We start from the raw sequence: 20,174 nt of genomic DNA, 5'->3' as shown, positions 1-20,174 counted from the left end.
TGGGGCTGCCGAGCTGAAGCTGTGGGGCTGGGTCCGGGGCGGAAGCGGTGGGTGTGGGGGTGGGGGTGGGGCCGTCAGGTGTGGGGTATTCGACGTTCACGGCGGGGCCCGACCGCGCTTGCACCCATTACGCTTTCTTGACCACCGTGCTACGCGAGGAGCTCTCTGTTGGCCTGTGACCTGTGGCTGGTCCCGCTCGTCGACGTGTTGTGCCACACCCCCGACAACCCATTCGCCGAGGAACTCGCGCTCTACGACAAGGTTCTGGGCGAGGCCGGACTTCCGCCGGTGCCGGTCTACGCCTACATGCCGGGCCTCTCCGGCGATGTGGCACCGGTCGCGGGCTTCGACTACGACGCGCTGCACTTCCTGCGCCGCGCGTACCTGTTGCAGGTGTGCGGGCTCGCGGTGACGCCGGTCGACGAACTGGGCGGCGACTACGAGCAGTTGCTGGAGATGTTCGACGCGACGGCTCAGCAGTCCCACCTGGTCTGGCACTACGACCACGCGGGCGCGTACGTGCCGGTGGACTTCCCGCACCCGCTGTCGAGCGACGAACTCCTCGCGGGCGGGGGCCCTCTGGGCTCGTCCCAGGCCCTGCTGCGTGAGCTGGAGTTCGTCGCCCCGACGATCGGCATCGACCCCGCTGTACCGCCCGTCGCGCCGCAGCCCCCCATGGCACCCACCGAGCTGGAGGAGCCGGCCGCGCCCGCGCCCTTCGACTCGAGCCCGTTCGCCCGCGAACGGCATGTGTGGCTGGGGCTCCACGCGGCGGCGACGCGGAGCCTGGCGCAAGGATCGATGATCATCTTCAGCTAGCCCGGTCAGCCCGGCCGTTCGGGTGCGTCAGGATGTGCAGACGTCGGTCAGTTCGTCGGCGGCGGCGTCGATCCGGCCGGAGTCCGGGCTGGTGTCGCCGTCCAGGACGGCCTTGTTGTAGTCCTTGATGGCGTCGTTGAGGTCGTCGACCGCCTTGCCGACCTTGTCGTCGTCGGTCCTGTCGCCGTCCGTCCTGTCGTTGATCCTGTCGAGGTTCTTCTCGATGGTGTCGATGGACGCGTCGGTCCGCGTGGGATCCTTCACCGCGTCCGCACCTGCCTCGTGGATCGCCTTGAGGCTGTCGGCGATCGTGTCGGCGTTCCTGAGGCAGCTCAGCGAGTTGTCGAGGTCGTCGTCCTCGCATCCGGTGAGCAGCCCGGCGGCCAGCGTGACGGCTGCCAGGGTGGTGACGACGGTGACGGTACGGCGTGCGGGGCGACGGTTCGAGGCCATGGAATGGGCCCTTCCTGGATCGGCTTGTGATGCCGTCCACGATTCCGTCGCGCACGCGCCGCCACGAGGGACCGGCCCCCCGAGTCCGTGGTGTAGCGGGCTACACCACGGATGTCCCGGCGGTCAGCGCAGCTCGGACAGGCCCTTCTGGAGGTCCTCGCCGTTCATGATCGGGCAGACCTCGACCTCGGCGTTGAACTGGGTGAGGAACGGCTCGCCCACAGGAGGCAGTTCGGAACTGTCCTTCATGTCGAAGAACAGGAGGCAGGTACGCCGGCCGCCCAAGGGCGCGAAGTACGCCGCCTCGGGCTTGAGATGGTCCAGGATCTCCTTGATCAGCTCCGGCATCTTGCCGCTGCGGATCGCTTCGTTCGACTTCTCCGTGTCCAGAGTGGCCTTGAGCATGACGCGCATCGCGCTCACCTTCTTCTGATCGACGCACGCACGTTTGCACTCTCAGCGTATGCCCGCTATGCGAGGTACGCCCACTCTTGCGTGTGGGGTGGGGGGAGTGGGGTGCGCGGCAGCGTCGTGCGCGCGGGCCTGCCGTCGACGCCGGGGCGGCATCGCCAACTCGGCAGCCTTGTCTGCCCGTTGAAGACGGGAGCGGGAACGGGAAACGGGAACGCCGTGCCCCGGCAGCCCGTCGAGGGGCCACCAGGGGCACGGCGTCATCACGTACCGCAGGCGCGCACTTGAGGTGCCTACTCGTCGCGCGCCGGTCGCGTACTAGATGAACGAGTTGATCTCGATCGTCTCGTCGCGGCCCGGGCCGACGCCGATTGCGGAGATCGGGGCGCCGGACATCTCCTCCAGGGCCTTGACGTAGTCCTGCGCGTTCTTCGGGAGGTCCGCGAAGGTCTTGGCCTTCGTGATGTCCTCCGACCAGCCCGGCAGGGTCTCGTAGATCGGCTTCGCGTGGTGGAAGTCGGTCTGGGAGTACGGGAGTTCCTCGACGCGCTTGCCGTCGATCTCGTACGCCACGCAGACCGGGATCTCCTCCCAGCCGGTCAGGACGTCCAGCTTCGTCAGGAAGAAGTCCGTCAGGCCGTTGACGCGCGTCGCGTAACGCGCGATGACCGCGTCGAACCAGCCGCAGCGACGGTCACGGCCGGTGGTCACACCGCGCTCGTGGCCGATGCGGCGCAGCGCCTCGCCGTCCTCGTCGAAGAGCTCCGTGGGGAACGGGCCCGCGCCGACTCGGGTCGTGTACGCCTTCAGGATGCCGATGACCCGGCTGATCTTCGTCGGACCCACACCCGAGCCGGTGCAGGCGCCACCGGCGGTCGGGTTGCTGGACGTCACGAAGGGATACGTGCCGTGGTCGATGTCCAGCAGCGTGCCCTGGCCGCCCTCGAACAGGACCACCTTGTCCTCTTCGAGCGCCTTGTTGAGCACGAGGACCGTGTCGGCGACGTACGGGCGCAGCTTCTCCGCGTACGTCAGCAGTTCCTCGACGACCTGCTCCGACTCGATGGCGCGTCGGTTGAAGACCTTGGTGAGGAGCTGGTTCTTGCCGTCGAGGGCCGCCTCGACCTTCTGCATCAGGATCGACTCGTCGTACAGGTCCTGGACGCGGATGCCGACGCGGTTGATCTTGTCCGCGTACGTCGGGCCGATACCACGGCCGGTCGTGCCGATCTTCCGCTTCCCGAGGAAGCGTTCCGTCACCTTGTCCACCGTCACGTTGTACGGCGTGATGATGTGCGCGTTTCCGCTGATGAGGAGTTTGGAGGTGTCGACGCCTCGCTCGTTCAGTCCGTTCAGCTCGGAGAACAGGACCGACGGGTCGACGACGACTCCGTTGCCGATGACCGGAGTACACCCCGGCGAGAGGATTCCGGAAGGGAGGAGGTGGAGGGCGTACTTCTGATCGCCCACGACTACCGTATGGCCGGCGTTGTTGCCGCCCTGGTAGCGCACCACATAGTCCACGGAACCACCGAGCAGGTCGGTGGCCTTTCCCTTGCCTTCGTCACCCCACTGAGCACCGAGCAGCACAAGTGCGGGCACGCGCGTACACCCCTTCCGGGCGGGGCATGTCCAAGGTCGGGGACGTACGCGGCTGGTTCTGGTACGGCTGCGTACGCCGGCGACCACCTTTGGCCGCGACCGTCGGACCGGATGCCCCGGAATAGACGAAGCCCCTGGCGCAATAGCGCAAGGGGCTCTTGCACAAAGATGCTACCCGAGGAAGCGAGGCAGGACCGAGGTGTCGACTTCCGACCAGCTCCTTGTGGTCATCGACCCGGTCGCCCGTCACGGTGACGGTGAGGCGGTACGGATCGCAAAAGACGTGCTCAGCGCGGGTGCGACGACGAAAGTGTGCCTTCCTGACGGGCCCGAGGAATTCGATCGGGCACTCGCCCGGAGAGGGTCACGACGGCCTGTCGTGATCGGGGACGACCGGGCGCTTTTGCGCGCGGTTTCCGTTTTGTACCGTCGGCGGGAGCTGGCCGGATGTGCACTGTCCCTCGTGCCGGTGGGCGTGGGCGGCGGGGCGCTGTCGCTCGCGCGGGCGCTTGGCGTGCCCATAGGGGCCGTCGCGGCGGCCCGGGCCGTGCTCGACGGGACCGAGCGGCGGCTCGATCTCCTGGTGGACGACAGCGATGGGGTGGTGCTGGGGGCGCTGCGGATTCCGCCGTTGGCGGGGGGCAGGTGGGGGGCGGCGGCCGGGACGGGAGTGGGGGTGGGCTCGGGCGGGGGTTTGAGGGCTGGTGGGGGTGCTGAGAAGGAGAATGGGAATGGGGCTGGTTCTGGGTCCGGGGGCGGCTCGCGGTTGGGATTGGGGTTCGGGTTCGGTTCCGGCTCCGGCTCCGGCTCCGGAAGTGCTTCGGAGGACGGGGGCGGGCATCACCATCACTGGCTTCGCACCTGCCAGTCCCTCGTACGGACCCTCGCGGCCCGGCCCGCCCGGGTGCCGGCCCCTGCGGTGACCGGGCCGACGCGGTTGCGGATCGAGGTCGACGGGGTGACCCTCGTCGACCTCGACCAGCCGCTGGAGTCCGTCTCCGTCATACCGGGCGGGGTCGGCGGGGGTGCGCGTGTCGAGGTGCGGCCCGCTTCGGTGGGTGCGGAGGCCGCTCTGCTGGAGGCCGTGGCTCGGACGATCACCGTGTCGGGGTCGGACTTCCGCTATCGGGCGGATGCGGTGGTCGGGGGGCCGGTGCGGACGCGGACGTGGACGGTGCGGGAGGGGGCGTGGGGGCTTACGTTGCCGGGGTGACCGGGGTGACCGGGGGGGGCGGTGGGGCCTTCTTCGCCCCCGCCGCCCCTACCCATTCCCGTCACTACTCGGGGGCCAGCCCCCGAACCCCCGCTCCTCAAACGCCGGAGGGGCTGACTACATTGCGGCCCGGGCCGACACACTCAGCCCGTCCGGCGTTTGAGGACGAGGCCGTTCAGGCCGATGAGCGGGGGTCTGGGGGCGCAGCCCCCAGAAGGGACGGGAACGGGTAGGGGCGGCGGGGGCGAGAAAAACCCTTACCCCGCCGCCGGCAACCCCACCACCCCGTCGTCCGAGTCGTCCTTCAAGGACACCCCCGTGCGGCGCAGCTCCCGCGCTCGGGTCAGCAGGGATGTCAGCTTGGCGGCGGCCGTGTCGTAGGACAGGCCCAGCGGAGGCCGGATGTTGGAGAGGCAGTTGCGGTCAGCGTCCGTCGTGGTGCCGGGCTTCGGGGCGTACGTGAGGTACGCGCCCAGGGAGTCCGCCGCCGACATCCCGGGCCGTTCGCCGACAAGGACGACGACCATGGCGGCACCCAGCACATGGGCGACATCGTCACCGAGCGCCACCCGGGCCTGTTCGGCGAGGACGACCGGCGCGACCCGCCAGGCGGCAGGCAGCCGTGCCGTCGTCGCGCGGATCACCGGCGCCGCGTGCTCGTGGACGGCCCGGCTCGACAGCCCGTCCGCGACCACGAAGACGACGTCCCAGGAGTCACACGAGTCGTGGACGCCGCGCGGCAGGTGCGCCCGGTCGATGTCGTCGAGCCTGCGCCCCAGGTCGGGTCGCTGGAGGTACGTCAGCCGGTCGGGAGCCGCACTCCGGACCCGTACCGTCGGCACACCCGGCAGCGCCGACGCCACCACGTCCGGGTCGAACGGCGAGTGCACCGCGTCCCGCGCCGCGGCATGTGCGGCCTGCAGTTCGAGGCGGTGGCGGGTCGGCAGGGCGGACCCGGCTCGGCCCAGCCCGATGCGCGCCTGGGTGTGCTGCCGCAACCCGGCCCACAGCGCGGCATCCGAGGGCTCGGGAGCCGCCCCATCCATCAATGCCCTTACCAATACCGCCAGTTGACGGTCCGTCATGCTGCCAGCTCCTTGCCGATGGCCATCAGGGGGTGGGCGGTGCCGGCGACGGGCCGTATTCCGCCTCGTTCGTCCAGCAGGCCGATGCCGTCGAGCCAGGCCTCGAACTCCGGTGCCGGGCGCAGCCCCAGGACCTCACGGAGGTACAACGCGTCGTGGTAGGAGGCGGACTGGTAGTTGAGCATGATGTCGTCGCCGCCGGGCGTGCAGATGACGAAGGACGCCCCGGCCACGCCCAGCATGGTCAGCATCGTGGCGATGTCGTCGTCGTCCGCGTCGGCGTGGTTCGTGTAGCAGATGTCCAGGCCCATGGGCAGGCCGAGCAGCTTGCCGCAGAAGTGGTCCTCGAGGGCGGCGCGGAGGATCTGGCGGCCGTCGTACAGGTACTCCGGGCCGATGAAGCCCACCACCGTGTTGACGAGGAGCGGTTCGTAGCGTCGGGCCACCGCGTACGCGCGCGCCTCGACCGTCTGCTGGTCCACCCCGTGGTGCGCGTCGGCGGAGAGCGCGCTGCCCTGGCCGGTCTCGAAGTACAGGGCGTTGGACCCGACCGTGCCGCGGCCCAGGGCGCGCGCCGCCTCGTACGCCTCGTCGAGGAGGCCGAGGGTGACGCCGAAGGAGGCGTTCGCGGCCTGCGTGCCGGCGATGGACTGGAAGACGAGGTCGACCGGCGCCCCGGCGGCCATCAGGTCGATGCTCGTCGTGACGTGGCTGAGCACGCAGGACTGGGTGGGGATCGCGTACCGCTGGATCACGCCGTCGAGGAGTTCCAGCAGGTCCCGTACTGCCTTTGGGCTGTCCGTCGCCGGGTTGATGCCGATGACCGCGTCGCCGGAGCCGAGGAGCAGTCCGTCGAGGAGCGCCGCGGCGACGCCCGCCGGGTCGTCGGTGGGGTGGTTGGGCTGGAGGCGGGTCGCGAGCCGGCCCGGCAGGCCGATCGTGGAGCGGAACGCCGTTACGACCCGGACCTTTCGGGCGACCGCGACCAGGTCGGCGTTGCCCATGAGCTTGGAGACGGCAGCCGTCATCTCGGGGGTGAGACCGGGGGCCAGCGCGGCCAGGGCCGTCGCGTCCGCGGTGTCCGAGAGCAGCCACTCCCGGAACTCCCCGACGGTCAGACCGGCGACCGGCGCGAAGGCCACCGCGTCATGGGTGTCCACGATGAGCCGGGTGACGTCGTCGTCCTCGTACGGGATCACCGGTTCGGCGAGGAACTGCGCGAGCGGCACGTCCGCCAGCGCCCAGCGGGCCGCGACCCGCGCCTGCGCCGACTCGGCGGCGAGCCCGGCGAGGCGGTCGCCGGAGCGTTCGGGGCTCGCGGCGGCGAGCAGCCGGGCGAGGCCGTCGAAGCGGTGGGTGCGGCCGCCGAGGGCGGAGGTGTACGTGCTCATGCCGGGGACGGTACGAAGCGTGGGCGCACGGGGTCCATGGCCGGACGGAGAGTTAACGCAGACGTTCGCTGCCGCGGCGATCCACAGGCGTTCTAAAGGTCTGGTTGACAAACATTTAACGCCCGGACCGGCGACACGACTCATTTTCCATGCAGCATTCCGGTCGACCGAAGACGAGCGTGAAGACCAGCGGGCGACCGCGGACGACCATGGAAAGGGGCCACCCGATGGCAGTACAGGAGGGCGCAGCCCCCGAGGCGGCGGCGGGCACGGCAGGCGAGGACACCACCGTCCACCGGCTCAAGCCGAACGCGATCGGCCTGCTGGGCGTGGTCTTCATGGCCGTCGCCACGGCCGCGCCGATCACCGCGATGACCGGCAACGTGCCCTTCATGGTCTCCTCCGGAAACGGCATCGGAGCCCCTGCGAGCTATCTCGTCGCAATGGTCGTCCTGGCGATCTTTGCGGTCGGCTTCACCTCGATGGCGAAGCACATCACGTCCACGGGCGCCTTCTACGGCTTCATCTCGTTCGGCCTCGGCCGGACCGTCGGCCTCGCCTCCGGACTCCTCGCGACCTTCGCGTACGTGGTCTTCGAGCCGGCCCTGATCGGTATCTTCTCGACCTTCGCCACGACGACCCTGCACGACCAGACGGGGGTGGACGTCCCGTGGTGGGCGTTCGCGATCCTGATGCTCGCGATCAACGCCATGGGCACGTGGTTCGGGGTGTCGGTCGCCGAGAAGCTGCTCGTGGTGCTGCTGGCCACCGAGGTCACGATCCTCGCGGCGATGGCGATCTCCGTCGCCCTGCACGGCGGCGGCCCGGACGGCTTCACCTTCGGCCCGGTCAACCCGGTCAACGCCTTCCAGGGGACATCGGCCGGTCTCGGACTCTTCTTCGCCTTCTGGTCGTGGGTCGGCTTCGAGTCGACGGCCATGTACGGCGAGGAGTCCCGCGACCCGAAGAAGATCATCCCCAAGGCCACGATGATCTCGGTGCTCGGCGTCGGTGTCTTCTACGTCTTCGTCTCCTGGATGGCCATCACGGGCAACGGCGAGGCGGCGGCCGTCGAGGCGGCCTCGTCCTCCAACCCGCTCGCCCTCTTCTTCAACCCCACCGAGCAGTACGTCGGCCACTGGGCCGTCATCGTCATGCAGTGGCTGATGATCACGGGCTCGCTGGCCTGCGGCATGGCCTTCCACAACTGCGCCGCCCGCTATCTCTACGCCCTCGGCCGCGAGGGGGTGCTGCCGTCACTGCAGCGCACCATCGGGCGCACCCACCCCGAGCACGGTTCCCCGCACGTCGCGGGCCTCGTCCAGACGGTCGTCAGCGCGGTGCTGCTCGGGGCGTTCTGGGCGGCCGGCAAGGACCCGTACACCGGTACGTACGTCCTGCTCGCCATCCTCGGCACGATGGCCATCCTGGTGGTTCAGGCGGTGTGTTCCTTCGCGGTGCTGGCCTACTTCCGCAAGAACCACCCCGAGTCCCGGCACTGGTTCAGGACCTTCACCGCCCCGCTCGTCGGTGGCCTCGCGATGCTCGCGGTGGTGGTGCTGCTGGTGTCCAACATGGGTGTCGCGGCCGGTCCCGAGTCCGGTTCGATCGTCCTGAAGGCCACCCCGTGGATCGTCGCGCTGATCGGCGCGGGCGGAGTGGCGTACGCGCAGTACCTGAAGAGGCGACGGCCGGAGGGGTACGCGCTGCTGGGACGGACGGTCCTGGAGGAGACGAAGGAGCGCTAGGAACGCCCCGTCACTGGTGGGCGCCCCTTCAACTGGGCGCCCCTTCAGGGGCGCGGGGAACTGCGCGACCAGCCACGAACGGGCCCGCAGTTCCCCACCCACGGCCACCCCTTGGCGACCTCACCCGTCGCCGAACTCCCGCTCCTTGTGGACGCGCCAACGCTCCATCATCTCGGCGATCTCCCCCTCGACGAACTGGAAGAAGGCGCGCGTCTCGGCGAGCCGCCGCCCCGCCGGGGTCTCGGCACCCAGGCTTTCGACCCCCTCGCTCAGGGCGAACTGCCACCGCTTGATCACCGCGTCCCGGTTGGTCAGCGCCTCGTACCACTGGTCGCTGTGCACCCGGTACCGCTCGCGCCGGGATCCGGGCTCCCGCTCGCGCGAGACCATGTGCTGCTGCGAGAGATAGCGCACCGCCCCGGATACGGCGGCGGGGCTGACCTGGAGCTGTGCACCGATCTCGGCGGAGGACAGCGCCCCGGAGTCCGAGGCGAGCAGGGCGCCGAACACCCGGGCCGGCATCCGCTGCATCCCGGCCTCGACCAGTTGCGCGGCGAAGCTCTCGACGAACTTCGAGACCGCCTCCGGGTCCCGCCCCACCTCACTCGGTTCCGACATCCCTGGATCCTCTCCCCTGCTCAGCGCGCCATGGTCGAGTGTATCCGCGATTTATACGCTTCCTTAACTTCACAAATTTCTGAAGCAAGCGTACGTTCGGAATCATGACGAAGGCAATCACCGTCTCCGGACTGCACAAGTCGTTCGGCAGCACGCACGCCCTGGACGGTCTCGACCTCGACGTCGAGACCGGCGAGGTCCACGGCTTCCTCGGCCCGAACGGCGCCGGAAAGTCCACCACCATCCGCGTCCTGCTGGGCCTCCTGCGCGCCGACTCGGGCGCCGCCCAGCTGCTGGGCGGCGACCCGTGGACCGACGCGGTCGAACTGCACCGACGGGTCGCGTACGTCCCGGGCGACGTGACCCTGTGGCGCAACCTCTCCGGCGGCGAGGTCATCGACCTGTACGGGCGGCTGCGCGGCGGACTCGACAAGGCGCGCCGGGCGGACCTGATCGAGCGGTTCGAACTCGACCCGACCAAGAAGGGGCGCACCTACTCCAAGGGCAACCGGCAGAAGGTCGCCCTCGTCGCCGCCTTCGCCTCGGACGTCGACCTGCTGATCCTGGACGAGCCGACGTCGGGCCTCGACCCGCTCATGGAGGAGGTCTTCCAGTCCTGCGTCGAGGACGAACGCGACCGGGGCCGCACCATCCTGCTCTCCTCGCACATCCTCAGCGAGGTGGAGGAGCTGTGCGACCGCGTCAGCATCATCCGCAAGGGCCGGACCGTGGAGAGCGGCTCGCTCACCCAGCTGCGCCATCTGACCCGCACGAGCGTCACCGCCGAACTCGCGGGCCCGCCCAACGGGTTGGCGAACCTGCCCGGCGTCCATGACGTCGACATCCAGGGCAGCAGGGTCAAACTCCAAGTGGAGAGCGACAAGCTGAACGCCGTACTGCGCTCGCTCACCGAGTCGGGCGTACGGTCCCTGACCTCGACGCCACCGACCCTGGAGGAGCTGTTCCTGCGGCACTACCAGGAGGACGCGCGGGCGGAGGCGGTGTCGCGATGACCACCGTGGCTTCGGGCACTTCGGGCACTTCGGGTACGAGGTTCGGCGTACGAGCGGGAGGTTCCCGTCAACTGGCCGGGACCTGGACCCTGTTGAGGCTCGCATTGCGCCGCGACCGAGTGATGATCCCGCTGTGGGTCGCGGTTGTCGGGCTGATGGTGGTCTCCATGCCCGGCTCGCTGGAGAGCATCTACTCCACGGCCGCCGAACGCGCCGACGTGGCCCGCCAGATGCTGACCAACAGCTCCCTGCGCGCCATGTACGGGCCGGTGTTCGGCGACTCCCTCGGCGGCCTCGTGGCGTGGCGCATCGGTACGTACGCGGGTGTGTTCGCCGGGATCATGAGCCTCCTCGTCGTCGTGCGGCACACCCGGGACGAGGAGGAGAGCGGCCGCCAGGAGATGGTGTCGGCGGGGATGGTGGGCCGCCGCGCCCCGCTGACCGCCGCGCTCCTCGCCGCCCTCGTCGCGAACGCGGCCCTCGCGCTGATCATCACGGGCGGCCTCGCGGGACAGGGCTCCTCGGGCGCACTGGCCCTCGGGCTGGGCACGGCCGGGGTCGGCATGGTCTTCGCGACGATGGCGGCGATCGTCGCCCAGCTCACGGAGAGCGCGCGGCTCGCGAAGGGGCTGACGGGCGGGCTGCTGGGCGCGGCGTTCGTGCTGCGGGCGGCGGGCGACTCGTCGGTGAGCGACGGCTCGTCGGTGCTGACATGGCTGTCCCCCGTCGGCTGGCTGGAGAACCTGCGGTCCTTCGCCGACGAACGGTGGTGGGTACTGTTCCTCTTCGTCGCCGCCGTGGCACTCCAGGGCCTGATCGCGTACGACCTGGCCGGCCGCCGTGACGTCGGCATGAGCTTCCTGCCGACCAGGCCCGGCCCCGCCTCCGGCCGCCTCGGTACGGCGGGCTCACTGGCCTGGCGGCTGCAGCGCGGCAGCGTGCTCGGCTGGAGCCTGGGCTTCCTCGCCGCCGGTGTCGCCTTCGGCGGGATCACCACGGGCGCCACGGATCTGGTCGGCGACAACGAACGGACCCGCGAGATCGTCGAGCGCATGGGCGGCCAGTCCGGAATCACGGACGCGTTCCTCGCCACGATGGTCGGCATGCTCGGGATGGTCGCCGCGCTGTACGTCGTCCAGTCCGTGCTGCGGCTGCACGCCGAGGAGACCTCCCAGCGTGCGGAACCCGTCCTCGCGAACGCCGTGGGCCGCCTGCGCTGGGCCTCCGGCCATCTGCTGATCGCCTTCGGCGGGGCGGCCCTGATCATGCTGGTGGGCGGCCTGGGTCTCGCCCTCGGCTACGGCCAGGACTTCCCTTCCATCCTGGGCGCCTGTCTGGTCCAGCTCCCCGCGATCTGGACCATCGGCGGCCTGGCCGTACTCCTGCACGGACTGTCCCCGACGGTGGCGCCGGGTGCGTGGGGCGCCGCCGGCGCGGTCCTCCTCCTGGGCTGGATCGGCCCGGCCCTGGACCTCCCGGACACGCTCCTGGACCTCTCCCCCTTCGGCCACCTCCCGAAGCTGCCGGGCGGGGAGATGACCTGGACACCGGTGCTGGTACTTACGGGGATCGCGGTGGCGCTGGTGGGGGTGGGGCTGGGTGCGTTGAGGCGCCGGGATCTGACTACGGGCTGACGGGGTGGTCGGGTGCGGGGGGGGGGCTGGTCGCGCAGTTCCCCGCGCCCCTAAAGACCTGCGCCGTTCCCCGCACCCTTGAAGGGAGGCGCGAGCCCGTCAAACTTCGACAAGCAGCCCCTCCAACCCCCGGATCACGAAGTTCGGCTTCCGCTCGGGCTCGGCAGCGAGCCTGAGCGAAGGAGCCTGGTCCAGCAACGCCCCCATTGACGCGGCCAGTTCGATCCGGGCGAGCGGTGCCCCGATGCAGTAGTGGATCCCCGCGCTGAAGGAGATGTGCGGATTCTCCGGCCGGGACAGATCCAGCGCCTCCGGCTCGGCGAACACCGCCGGGTCGTGGTTGGCGGAGCCGAAAAGCAACGCCACCTCGCTCCCCCGGGGAATCACCGTCCCGTCCACCTCGATCTCGTCGAGCACCCACCGCTCGAACAGCTGCAACGGTGTGTCGTACCGCATCAGCTCCTCCACCGCCGTGCCCACCAGACCCCGGTCCGCCCGGAGCGCCGCCAGCTGACCGGGGTTCCGGAACAGCGCCCACCACCCGTTCACAGTGGCGTTCACCGTCGCCTCGTGCCCCGCGTTCAGCAGGAGCACGCATGTCGAGATCATCTCCTGCTCACTGAGCCGGTCCCCCTCGTCGTACGCCGCGATCAGGCCCGAGACCAGGTCGTCCCCCGGCTCCTTGCGCCGGACCGCGATCAGCTCCCGCAGGAACTCGGTGAACTCGACCGACGCCCGCACCGCCTTCTCCGCCGTCCCCTCCGACGGGTTCAGCTCGTACATCCCGCAGATGTCCGCCGACCAGGGCCGCAGCTGCGCCCGCTCGGACTCCGGGATCCCCAGCATCTCCGCGATGACCGCCACCGGGAGAGGTTCGGCGACGACCGTCAGCAGGTCACCGCCGCCGGCCGCGACCAGCTCGCCGACCAGCTCGGACGCCAGCCGGTCCACGTACGGCCGCAGCCGCTCGACCGTCCGCGGGGTGAACGCCTTCGACACCAGCCGCCGGATCCGGGTGTGGTCCGGGGGCTCCAGGTCGAGCATCCCGTGGTCGTTCAGCACGTGGAACGGCTCGTGCTCGGCCGGCGGTGCCGTGCGGGCGAAGTCCTCGTGCGTGAACCGGTGCTGGTACGTCCGGCCCAGGCGCCGGTCCCTGAGCAGCGCCGACACGTCCGCGTGGTGCGGGACCAGCCACTGGTTGGTGGGCTCGTAGTGGTGGACCCGGCCCTGGGCACGCAGTTCGGCGTACGCGGGGTACGGGTCGGCCAGGAAGGCCTGGTCCCAGGGGTCGAACGCCGACGAAGGTTTGGTAGCTGCCATGAACGGACGCTAACCGGAGGTGTCCCTGTCTGAACAGGGCCGTCCGTCTTCGCGGGGTTGTCGACGGGCCGGTGGGACCGTGCGGGTGCGCCGTGGCTGGTCGCGCAGTTCCCCGCGCCCCTGGAAGCAGGGGCGCTACCGTCAGCCCGGGGTCACCAGTCGCGCCTCGTAGGCGAACACCGCTGCCTGGGTGCGGTCCCGCAGGCCCAGTTTTACGAGGATGCGGCTCACGTGGGTCTTGATGGTGGACTCGGCGACGACCAGGCGGGTGGCTATCTCGGCGTTGGACAGGCCCTGGGCGATGAGGACCAGGACCTCCGTCTCGCGCTCGGTCAGGTCTCCGTAGGACGCCTGGGCGGTGGCCGACAGGCGGGGCTCCTCGGCCAGCTTCGAGAACTCCGTGATCAGCCGCTTCGTCACCGAGGGCGCCAGCAGTGCCTCGCCGGCCGCGACCACGCGCACCCCGTCCGCGAGCTGCCGGGCCGAGGCGTCCTTCAGGAGGAAGCCGGACGCTCCGGCGCGCAGCGCCTGGTACACGTACTCGTCGAGGTCGAACGTCGTCAGGACGAGCACCTTCGACGCGCCGCTCGCCGCCACGATCTCGCGGGTCGCCTCGATGCCGTTCATCTCGGGCATCCGGATGTCCATCAGGACCACGTCCGGCCCCAGCTCCCGGACCCGGTCCACGGCCTCGCGGCCGTTGACCGCCTCTCCGACGACCTCGATGTCCGGCATCGCGCCGAGCAGCACCGAGAAGCCCTCGCGGACCATCATCTGGTCGTCGGCGATCAGTACGCGGATGGTCATGCGGAGTCCTCCGTAGGTGCGGTCGCCGGGACGGGGAGGAAGACCGCGACCTCGTAGCCCCCGTCGTCCGTCGCCGCCGCCGTCATCTCCCCGTCCAGCATCGACACCCTCTCCCGCATGCCCGTGATGCCGTGCCCGGCACCCGGTGAGGGCTTGACCAGGCCGGTCGCGGGACCGTTCACGATGCGCAGTCCGAGTCCGCCGAGCACATAGCCGATCTCCACCTTGGCGGCGGCGCCCGGGGCGTGCCGCAGGCTGTTGCTCAGCGCCTCCTGGACTATTCGGTACGCGGACAGCTCGACGCCCTGCGGGAGCTCACGCACCGCTCCGGTGACCGTCTTGTCCACGGCGAGTCCCGCGTCCCGCACGTTCTCCAGGAGTCGGTCCAGGTCCGCGAGCGTGGGCTGCGGGGCGTCCGGGGCCTCGTAGTCCTCGGCCCGTACGACACCGAGGACTCGGCGCAGCTCGGAGAGGGCTATGACCGCGTTCTCCCTGATCACCGCGAAGGCGTACTCCAGCTCCGGCGGTGGGTTCTCCACGCGGTAGGGGGCGGCCTCCGCCTGGATGGCGACCACCGACATGTGATGGGCGACCACGTCGTGCAGCTCGCGGGCGATCGTCGTGCGCTCTTCGAGCAGGGTGCGCTTGGAACGCTCGTGCGCGGTCACCGTCTCCTGGGCGGTCACCTTCTGCGCGGCGTCGTGCCGCACATGCCACACCGTGACGACCAGCAGTGCCAGCGCGCTCACGAACAGGAAGGGCATGGTGTTGGTGTAGTAGTGGCTGCCTCCGAAGAAGACCTCCGCGAACAGGCCGTACGCCGCGGTCAGCGCCCACATCCAGGCTGCCGTGCGGGGTCTGGTCCTCAGCGCCACGACCGTGAGCACGATCAACTGGGTCGCGAAGGCGCCGGGCAGCCAGGGCCAGTCGCTCCCCCAGTCGCTGCCGAACAGGGCCACGACCGGTGTCACCGCGAGGGAGATCCAGAAGGCGCCGACCGGCCTGAGCAGGGTCAGCAGGATCGTGCCCAGTGCGAGGAAGCCGGTCAGGAGCTGGACGAGATCACCGCCGCCGTTGCCCGCGAGGGAGATGAGCAGCGCCACCAGGCCGGCCAGTCCCACCACTGTGTGCGGGGTCCAGGCCGCCTGCTCCCGCAGGCGCGGCGGCAGCCGCCGGGTCAGACGGCCGTCCACCCGCATCCTGGGAAGCGGGCGGACGGCGAAGGCGTCGTGGAAGAGGTCCTGTCGCAGCCCTCGCGACGCGTCCATCGCCAGCTGGAACTCGGGACTGCGTTGCCTGGCACCGCCTGGCGGTGTCGTCTGCGTCTGGGTCGTCTCGGTCACATACAGAACGGTAGGCGGAGACGACCGTAGCGGTCGTCACCAGTGAGAAGGGTCATTCAGCCTCCCTCTCAGGTACTACGGGTACGACCGGGTGTCCCGCGGGGCAGCGCCGCCCGTGGCCGCCGGGGCGCTCAGTAGCCACTGGGGCGCACCAGCCCGCACTCGTACGCGAACACCGCCGCCTGGGTCCGGTCCCGCAGGCCCAGCTTCACGAGGATGCGGCCCACGTGGGTCTTCACGGTCTGCTCGGCGACGAAGAGCCGCTCTGCGATCTCCGCGTTCGACAGGCCCTGGGCGATGAGGGCGAGCACCTCCGTCTCGCGCTCGGTCAGCTCGCCGACGCGCTGCTTGAGCGGGGCACGGGGCGTGGTGTCCAGCCGGGAGAACTCCGCGATGAGGCGCCGGGTGATGCCGGGCGCGAGCAGCGCGTCACCGGCGGCCACCACCCGGATCGCCTCGGCGAGCTGGTCGGCGGACGCGTCCTTCAGCAGAAAGCCGGAGGCGCCGGCGCGCAGCGCCTCGTACACGTACTCGTCGAGGTCGAAGGTGGTCAGCACCAGGACTCTGATCTGCGGAGTCCTGTCGGTGATGCGGCGGGTGGCCTCGATACCGCCGAGTTCGGGCATACGGATGTCCATCAGGACGACGTCCGGGGCGAGTTCGGCGACCTTGGCGATGGCGTCCAGGCCGTCGACCGCCTGGCCGACCACGTCGATGTCGGGCTGGGTGTTGAGCAGCACCGTGAAGCCCTGCCTGACCATCTGCTGGTCGTCGGCGATGAGTACGCGGATGCTGCCGCTCGTCATGAAGTGTCTCCTGTGGGGTCCGGGGGGCTGTTGGGGCCGTTGGGTCCGGTCGGGTTGTCGGAACGGGGAGTGCGGGAGGCGGTGGCCGCCGAACGCGGCAGGAAGGCCGCCACCGTGAAACCGCCGCAGGCCGTTTCCATGGCCATGAGGGTCCCACCGAGCATCATCGCCCGCTCCCGCATCCCGAGCAGACCGTGTCCGGCGCCCGGTGACGGCGGGGCGGGGCGACTCGGCGAGGAGTTGACGACCCGGATCTGCAGGCCGCGCGGGAAGTGCGTGAGCTCCACCCGCACCACCGAACCGGGCGCGTGCCGCAACGCGTTGCTCAACGCCTCCTGGACGATCCGGTACGCGGACAGCTCCACGCCGGGCGGCAACGGGAGCCGCTCGCCGGTGATCTCCGTGGTCACCTCCAGCCCGGCGGCGCGGGTGTTCTCGACGAGGGCGTCGAGGCGGTCGAGGGTGGGCTGGGGGGCGTCGGGCGCGGCGCCGGCGCCGGTGCCGAGACCGTACGCGTCGTCGGGGTTCTCCGAGCGCAGCACGCCGAGGACCCTGCGCAGCTCGGTGAGCGCCTCCAACGCGTTCTGCCGGATGCCGTCGAGGTTCTCCCTCAGCTCGTCGGAGGGGTTCTGCACCAGGTGCGGGGCCACTTGGGCCTGGATGGAGATGACCGACATGTGGTGGGCGACCACGTCGTGCAGCTCACGGGCGATGCGGTTGCGCTCCTCCAGCAGGGTGCGGCGAGAACGCTCCTCCGCCGTCAGGTACTCCTGCTCGACCAGCTGGGTGCGTGCCTCGCGACTGCCGCGCAGGGCGGTGCCGAGAAGTACGGCGACGGCGAACACGGAGACGGCCAGCACGCCCGTGCCCGAGTACGGACCGCCGCCGAGGATGCCCTGCACGAAGGCCGTGACCAGCCCTGTCACCGCCAGCACCGCGAGCGCCACACGGGCGGGCATCCGCAGGGCGAGCAGGAAGAGGATGAGGGCATGCGCGGCGATCGTGGGCCCGATCCACGGCCAGTTGGGGCCCGGCGGCACCATGTCCGTCATGTTCGACTGTGCGGCCACGGCGGCGATGAACGTCGCGGACAGCGACAGCCACCACGCCGGGAAGGGCCGCCACAGGGCGAGTACGAGCGCCACGCCCTGCGCCGCGCCGGCCAGCAGACCGAACTCGACGCCCAGCCGATAAGCGGTGCTCAACTCGTCGATGCTGCCGAGCGCGACGGCGACAGCGATCAGGCCGATCACGACGTGCGGCAGCCGGCGCAGCCAACGGGGCCGGGACAGCGGCGGCAGGGGCGCGCTGCCGGACGAGAGACCCACGAGAAGGGCCGGCAGAGAGCGGCGGGCGCGCCGCACCTGGGCGGGACCCGCAGGGCCGTTGGGGCCGACGGGACCGGTGGGACCAGGGCCGTTGCGGTGCTCGGAGCGGGCGGGCAGAGGCACGGCGGGGCGGGTCTCCGGGGGCAAGGGCGGGGGCGGGGGCGGGGGCGGGGGCGGGGCCGAGCTGGTGTCGTCCTCTGTCCGGGCGTCCCTGGCGTCGTCCACGCCGTCAACCCTAGGCACGCCGGACCTCGTTCGTTTCCACGGCGACGCGGTGGGTGCGGACGACACGTGACGGACGACGGGTACGACGGCCACGGCGGCGGTGCCCCTGCTCGTAGGAACGAAAGGCCGCCCAGCACATGGTCAGGGCGAGGGCGAAGACCGGGAGCCAGGCGAGTCGGAACGCCACCCACGTGAGGTCGTCCGGAGTGGTGTGCAGGCCTGGGAGCCTGCCCGCGAGGAGGCCCGTCGCGGTGACCGACATCAACGCGGTCTGGTGCCACAGGAAGATCGTCATCGCGGAGAGGTTGACGAAGGCGACCCAGGCCCAGAGCACGGGCCTGCGCATCGCCCGGCGCAGACGCTCGCGCAGAAGCAGCGCCAGACCGCACTGGGCCAGGCCGAAGGCGACCACGGCCAGGGTCGGCGGGTTGAGGTTGGAGACCGGGGCACCGGGGACGCCGACCATCGACGCCGGATAGCCGCCCCACGCCACGAGTCCCGCGGTCACCGCCGCGCCGCCCGCGAGCAGCACCCAGCCCGAACGCCGGGTCAGCTCGCCCCGCGTCCAGGCCGCGCCCAGCGTGTACGGCACGAGCCAGCCCGCCGCCACATTGACCCAGCCCAGCCAGGCGGGGCCGCCGAACCCGAAGCGGATGAGGTCCACATGGAGAACGACGGCCAGCGGCCACAACGGGTTCACCCGGGTCACCAGCGGGGTCACCGCCGTCAGCGCGGCGAAGACCAGCAGGAACCAGAGAGGGGACAGGACCAGCTTCAGCAACGCGTGCGCCGTCTTCAGGTCCGCGCCCGTCACGAGCAGGCCGACCGTGGCCACGGTCCACAGCCCGAGCACGGCCGCCACCGGCTTGAAGAGGCGGGACAGGCGCGTACCGAGCCAGCGCCCGTACGTCGTGCCGCGCGAGCGCGCCGACGCGTAGCTCTTCGTCGCCACGTGCCCGCCCACCAGGAAGAACACGGCGAGCGTCTGGAAGACCCACGAGATGGGCGCCAGCCAGGGCATATGCGCCAGCGGGCTCGACGTACGCAGCCTGCCGCCGTCCGCGACCAGGGCCGTGACGAGCCAGTGGCCGAGCACGACGCCGAGTATCGCGAAGGCGCGCAGGGCGTCCACGGAACGGTCGCGGTCCGCCGGTGTCGCCGCTTCGATCCGCTCTGCGCCGAGGCGCAGTCGGCGTATCACCTCATCCATGGGTCATCTCCGATGTCTCGCCGAGCACGATCCGGGCGAGGTTGGCCAAGGACACCGAACCCGGCTTGAGGTAGTCGCTGTGGCCGCCGTCGCCCGCCGCGAAGACGCGGGCGCCGAAGGCCGGGGACACGGGGTCGGTGCCGAAGCCGACCGTCGTGCCGAAGAGGTCGGCCCTGGTGTGCGGGACGTCCGCGATCCAGTCGTCACTGCCGCGACCGGCCCAGACGCGTGCCTTCGTGTGCAGGCCGGCGGCCGAGTCCACGCCCGTGCCGGGGCTCCCTATGAGCACCAGGTCCGAGATGCCGAGACCGCTCGCCGCGCGGGCGCCCACGACCGTCCCGTACGAGTGGCACAGCAGGGTGAGCCGGGCGTGCCCGTTCACCCGCTTCAACTCGCTTATGAAATCCCGGAGTTCGGGTGCCGCTTCCTTGGCCAGGCCCGCGGTCAGGACCTCGGGGCTGATCGTGCCGGGTGTGTCGTAGCCGAGCCAGGCGATCACTGCGGCACGTGGGCCGAGCCGCTGGTGCAGGGCGACGGCCCCGGCGCGGAAGCGGTCGTACGTGTCCAGGCTTGTGTCGGAACCGGGCACCAAAACCGCCACGTGGTCGGCCTTCGCCAGGTCGCCGAAGACCTCGGCGGCTCGGCCGGAGCCGCGGGCGTCGAAGGTGAGGAAGTGGCGCGACGGGTCCGCCATGGAGCGGACGGCGACCGCTCGGCTGCGGTCGCCGTGGGCCGCGGCCATGCGCGAGGCCTTGGCGGCGTTCGCGCGGTTCGCCGCGTAGGCGCTGTCCAGCGTGGTGGGGGTCAGCGTGGCGATGTGGGCCGGGGCGGGTGCCGGTATGTCTGGATGCGCGGTCGCGGCGGAGATCGGGGCGACGACCGCGCCCGTGATCAGGGCGGCGAGCAGGCCGCGGCGGGCGCGGGTCCATCGGGGCCGTTGGCCCCGCTGGTCTGCCTGGCCTGCCCGGCCTGGCTGGCGTGCCTGGCCCGGCTGGCCCGGCTGGCCCGGCTGGCCCGGCTGGCCCGGCTGGCCCGGCTGGCCCGGCTGGCCCGGCTGACTTGGCCCGCCCGGTCGCTTCGGTCGTCCCGGTTGCGCCGCAGTCCTCGCCGCGGCCGCCCTCCCCCGTAGCCCCATCCGTGTGCCCCCG

The 20,174-nt window shown here is 70.8% G+C and carries 18 protein-coding genes; 5 read left to right on the top strand and 13 right to left on the bottom strand.

Annotated elements, in window-relative coordinates:
• The first annotated feature begins 168 nt into the window (after positions 1-168).
• Positions 169-819, top strand: coding sequence for a hypothetical protein (locus OG718_RS30100; protein ID WP_143640212.1), 651 nt, complete (start codon positions 169-171; stop codon positions 817-819).
• A 27-nt stretch (positions 820-846) separates the two neighbouring features.
• Here OG718_RS30100 and OG718_RS30095 read toward each other — a convergent pair whose 3' ends face one another.
• The 3 genes from OG718_RS30095 to OG718_RS30085 all read right to left on the bottom strand — a co-directional run bounded on the left by OG718_RS30095 (position 847) and on the right by OG718_RS30085 (position 3,285).
• Positions 847-1,272, bottom strand: a complete 426-nt coding sequence (locus tag OG718_RS30095) for a hypothetical protein (RefSeq protein WP_328845671.1) — start codon at positions 1,270-1,272, stop codon at positions 847-849.
• A gap of 123 nt (positions 1,273-1,395) precedes the next feature.
• Positions 1,396-1,686 (bottom strand): hypothetical protein, encoded by a 291-nt coding sequence (locus OG718_RS30090; RefSeq protein WP_143640208.1) that lies wholly within the window; start codon positions 1,684-1,686, stop codon positions 1,396-1,398.
• A 315-nt stretch (positions 1,687-2,001) separates the two neighbouring features.
• Positions 2,002-3,285 (bottom strand): adenylosuccinate synthase, encoded by a 1,284-nt coding sequence (locus tag OG718_RS30085; protein WP_143640206.1) that lies wholly within the window; start codon positions 3,283-3,285, stop codon positions 2,002-2,004.
• A gap of 199 nt (positions 3,286-3,484) precedes the next feature.
• On the opposite strand from OG718_RS30085, the gene OG718_RS30080 reads away from it, so the two are divergent.
• Entirely contained in the window at positions 3,485-4,498 is a 1,014-nt protein-coding gene (locus tag OG718_RS30080; protein WP_328845670.1) for a diacylglycerol kinase, read from the top strand.
• A 257-nt stretch (positions 4,499-4,755) separates the two neighbouring features.
• On the opposite strand, the gene eutC is transcribed toward OG718_RS30080, so the two are convergent.
• Together eutC and OG718_RS30070 are read right to left on the bottom strand one after the other, a co-directional pair.
• Positions 4,756-5,544 (bottom strand): ethanolamine ammonia-lyase subunit EutC, encoded by a 789-nt coding sequence (gene eutC, locus OG718_RS30075; RefSeq protein WP_328847857.1) that lies wholly within the window; start codon positions 5,542-5,544, stop codon positions 4,756-4,758.
• A gap of 35 nt (positions 5,545-5,579) precedes the next feature.
• Positions 5,580-6,974 carry an ethanolamine ammonia-lyase subunit EutB gene (locus tag OG718_RS30070; RefSeq protein WP_328845669.1) on the bottom strand — a complete coding sequence of 465 codons (1,395 nt, stop codon included), beginning with the start codon at positions 6,972-6,974 and terminating at the stop codon, positions 5,580-5,582.
• Between the two features lie 227 nt (positions 6,975-7,201).
• Between OG718_RS30070 and OG718_RS30065 the strand changes: the two genes are divergently transcribed.
• Positions 7,202-8,722 (top strand): APC family permease, encoded by a 1,521-nt coding sequence (locus OG718_RS30065; RefSeq protein WP_143640201.1) that lies wholly within the window; start codon positions 7,202-7,204, stop codon positions 8,720-8,722.
• A gap of 120 nt (positions 8,723-8,842) precedes the next feature.
• On the opposite strand, the gene OG718_RS30060 is transcribed toward OG718_RS30065, so the two are convergent.
• Positions 8,843-9,340: a GbsR/MarR family transcriptional regulator gene (locus tag OG718_RS30060; RefSeq protein ID WP_143640199.1), complete on the bottom strand. Its 498-nt coding sequence runs from the start codon at positions 9,338-9,340 to the stop codon at positions 8,843-8,845.
• Positions 9,341-9,444: 104 nt separating this feature from the next.
• Here OG718_RS30060 and OG718_RS30055 point away from each other — a divergent pair, with 104 nt between their 5' ends.
• Together OG718_RS30055 and OG718_RS30050 are read left to right on the top strand one after the other, a co-directional pair.
• Entirely contained in the window at positions 9,445-10,353 is a 909-nt protein-coding gene (locus OG718_RS30055) for an ABC transporter ATP-binding protein (protein WP_328845668.1), read from the top strand.
• Entirely contained in the window at positions 10,350-11,987 is a 1,638-nt protein-coding gene (locus tag OG718_RS30050; protein ID WP_328845667.1) for an ABC transporter permease, read from the top strand. The genes OG718_RS30055 and OG718_RS30050 overlap by 4 nt, the downstream gene beginning before the upstream one ends.
• A 99-nt stretch (positions 11,988-12,086) precedes the next feature.
• Here the strand turns inward: OG718_RS30050 and OG718_RS30045 are convergent, their stop codons facing one another.
• The 7 genes from OG718_RS30045 to OG718_RS30015 form a co-directional block, all read right to left on the bottom strand.
• Complete coding sequence (locus OG718_RS30045) at positions 12,087-13,307, bottom strand: cytochrome P450 (RefSeq protein WP_143640193.1); 1,221 nt, start codon at positions 13,305-13,307, stop codon at positions 12,087-12,089.
• Between the two features lie 141 nt (positions 13,308-13,448).
• The gene (locus OG718_RS30040) at positions 13,449-14,114 is read right to left on the bottom strand and encodes a response regulator (RefSeq protein ID WP_143640191.1); all 666 of its coding nucleotides are present in this window, start codon (positions 14,112-14,114) and stop codon (positions 13,449-13,451) included.
• Positions 14,111-15,457 (bottom strand): histidine kinase, encoded by a 1,347-nt coding sequence (locus OG718_RS30035; protein ID WP_260695385.1) that lies wholly within the window; start codon positions 15,455-15,457, stop codon positions 14,111-14,113. The genes OG718_RS30040 and OG718_RS30035 overlap by 4 nt, the downstream gene beginning before the upstream one ends.
• 131 nt (positions 15,458-15,588) lie before the next feature.
• A complete protein-coding gene (locus OG718_RS30030) occupies positions 15,589-16,263 on the bottom strand; it encodes a response regulator (RefSeq protein WP_143640189.1) in 675 nt (224 codons plus the stop codon).
• Entirely contained in the window at positions 16,260-17,627 is a 1,368-nt protein-coding gene (locus tag OG718_RS30025) for a histidine kinase (protein ID WP_398938390.1), read from the bottom strand. Before OG718_RS30025 ends, OG718_RS30030 begins: the two co-directional genes overlap by 4 nt.
• Before the next feature lie 199 nt (positions 17,628-17,826).
• On the bottom strand, positions 17,827-19,026 hold the full coding sequence (locus OG718_RS30020) for an acyltransferase family protein (RefSeq protein ID WP_143640187.1): 1,200 nt from the start codon (positions 19,024-19,026) through the stop codon (positions 17,827-17,829).
• Complete coding sequence (locus OG718_RS30015) at positions 19,019-20,161, bottom strand: alpha/beta hydrolase (protein ID WP_328845666.1); 1,143 nt, start codon at positions 20,159-20,161, stop codon at positions 19,019-19,021. Before OG718_RS30015 ends, OG718_RS30020 begins: the two co-directional genes overlap by 8 nt.
• Positions 20,162-20,174: the final 13 nt, after the last annotated feature.

The sequence above is a fragment of the Streptomyces sp. NBC_00258 genome, assembly GCF_036182465.1.
Taxonomy (GTDB): Bacteria; Actinomycetota; Actinomycetes; order Streptomycetales; family Streptomycetaceae; genus Streptomyces.
Note: the sequence above shows the minus strand (reverse complement) of the source record. Positions and strands in the feature narration are given on the sequence as shown.

Bases quoted from the DNA above. Each gene is read 5' to 3' on its own strand.
- OG718_RS30095 (WP_328845671.1), bottom strand. From the start codon at position 1,272: ATGGCCTCGAACCGTCGCCCCGCACGCCGTACCGTCACCGTCGTCACC.
- OG718_RS30090 (WP_143640208.1), bottom strand. From the start codon at position 1,686: ATGCGCGTCATGCTCAAGGCCACTCTGGACACGGAGAAGTCGAACGAA.
- eutC (WP_328847857.1), bottom strand. From the start codon at position 5,544: ATGGATGGGGCGGCTCCCGAGCCCTCGGATGCCGCGCTGTGGGCCGGG.
- OG718_RS30070 (WP_328845669.1), bottom strand. From the start codon at position 6,974: ATGAGCACGTACACCTCCGCCCTCGGCGGCCGCACCCACCGCTTCGAC.
- OG718_RS30065 (WP_143640201.1), top strand. From the start codon at position 7,202: ATGGCAGTACAGGAGGGCGCAGCCCCCGAGGCGGCGGCGGGCACGGCA.
- OG718_RS30060 (WP_143640199.1), bottom strand. From the start codon at position 9,340: ATGTCGGAACCGAGTGAGGTGGGGCGGGACCCGGAGGCGGTCTCGAAG.
- OG718_RS30055 (WP_328845668.1), top strand. From the start codon at position 9,445: ATGACGAAGGCAATCACCGTCTCCGGACTGCACAAGTCGTTCGGCAGC.
- OG718_RS30050 (WP_328845667.1), top strand. From the start codon at position 10,350: ATGACCACCGTGGCTTCGGGCACTTCGGGCACTTCGGGTACGAGGTTC.
- OG718_RS30045 (WP_143640193.1), bottom strand. From the start codon at position 13,307: ATGGCAGCTACCAAACCTTCGTCGGCGTTCGACCCCTGGGACCAGGCC.
- OG718_RS30040 (WP_143640191.1), bottom strand. From the start codon at position 14,114: ATGACCATCCGCGTACTGATCGCCGACGACCAGATGATGGTCCGCGAG.
- OG718_RS30030 (WP_143640189.1), bottom strand. From the start codon at position 16,263: ATGACGAGCGGCAGCATCCGCGTACTCATCGCCGACGACCAGCAGATG.
- OG718_RS30020 (WP_143640187.1), bottom strand. From the start codon at position 19,026: ATGGATGAGGTGATACGCCGACTGCGCCTCGGCGCAGAGCGGATCGAA.
- OG718_RS30015 (WP_328845666.1), bottom strand. From the start codon at position 20,161: ATGGGGCTACGGGGGAGGGCGGCCGCGGCGAGGACTGCGGCGCAACCG.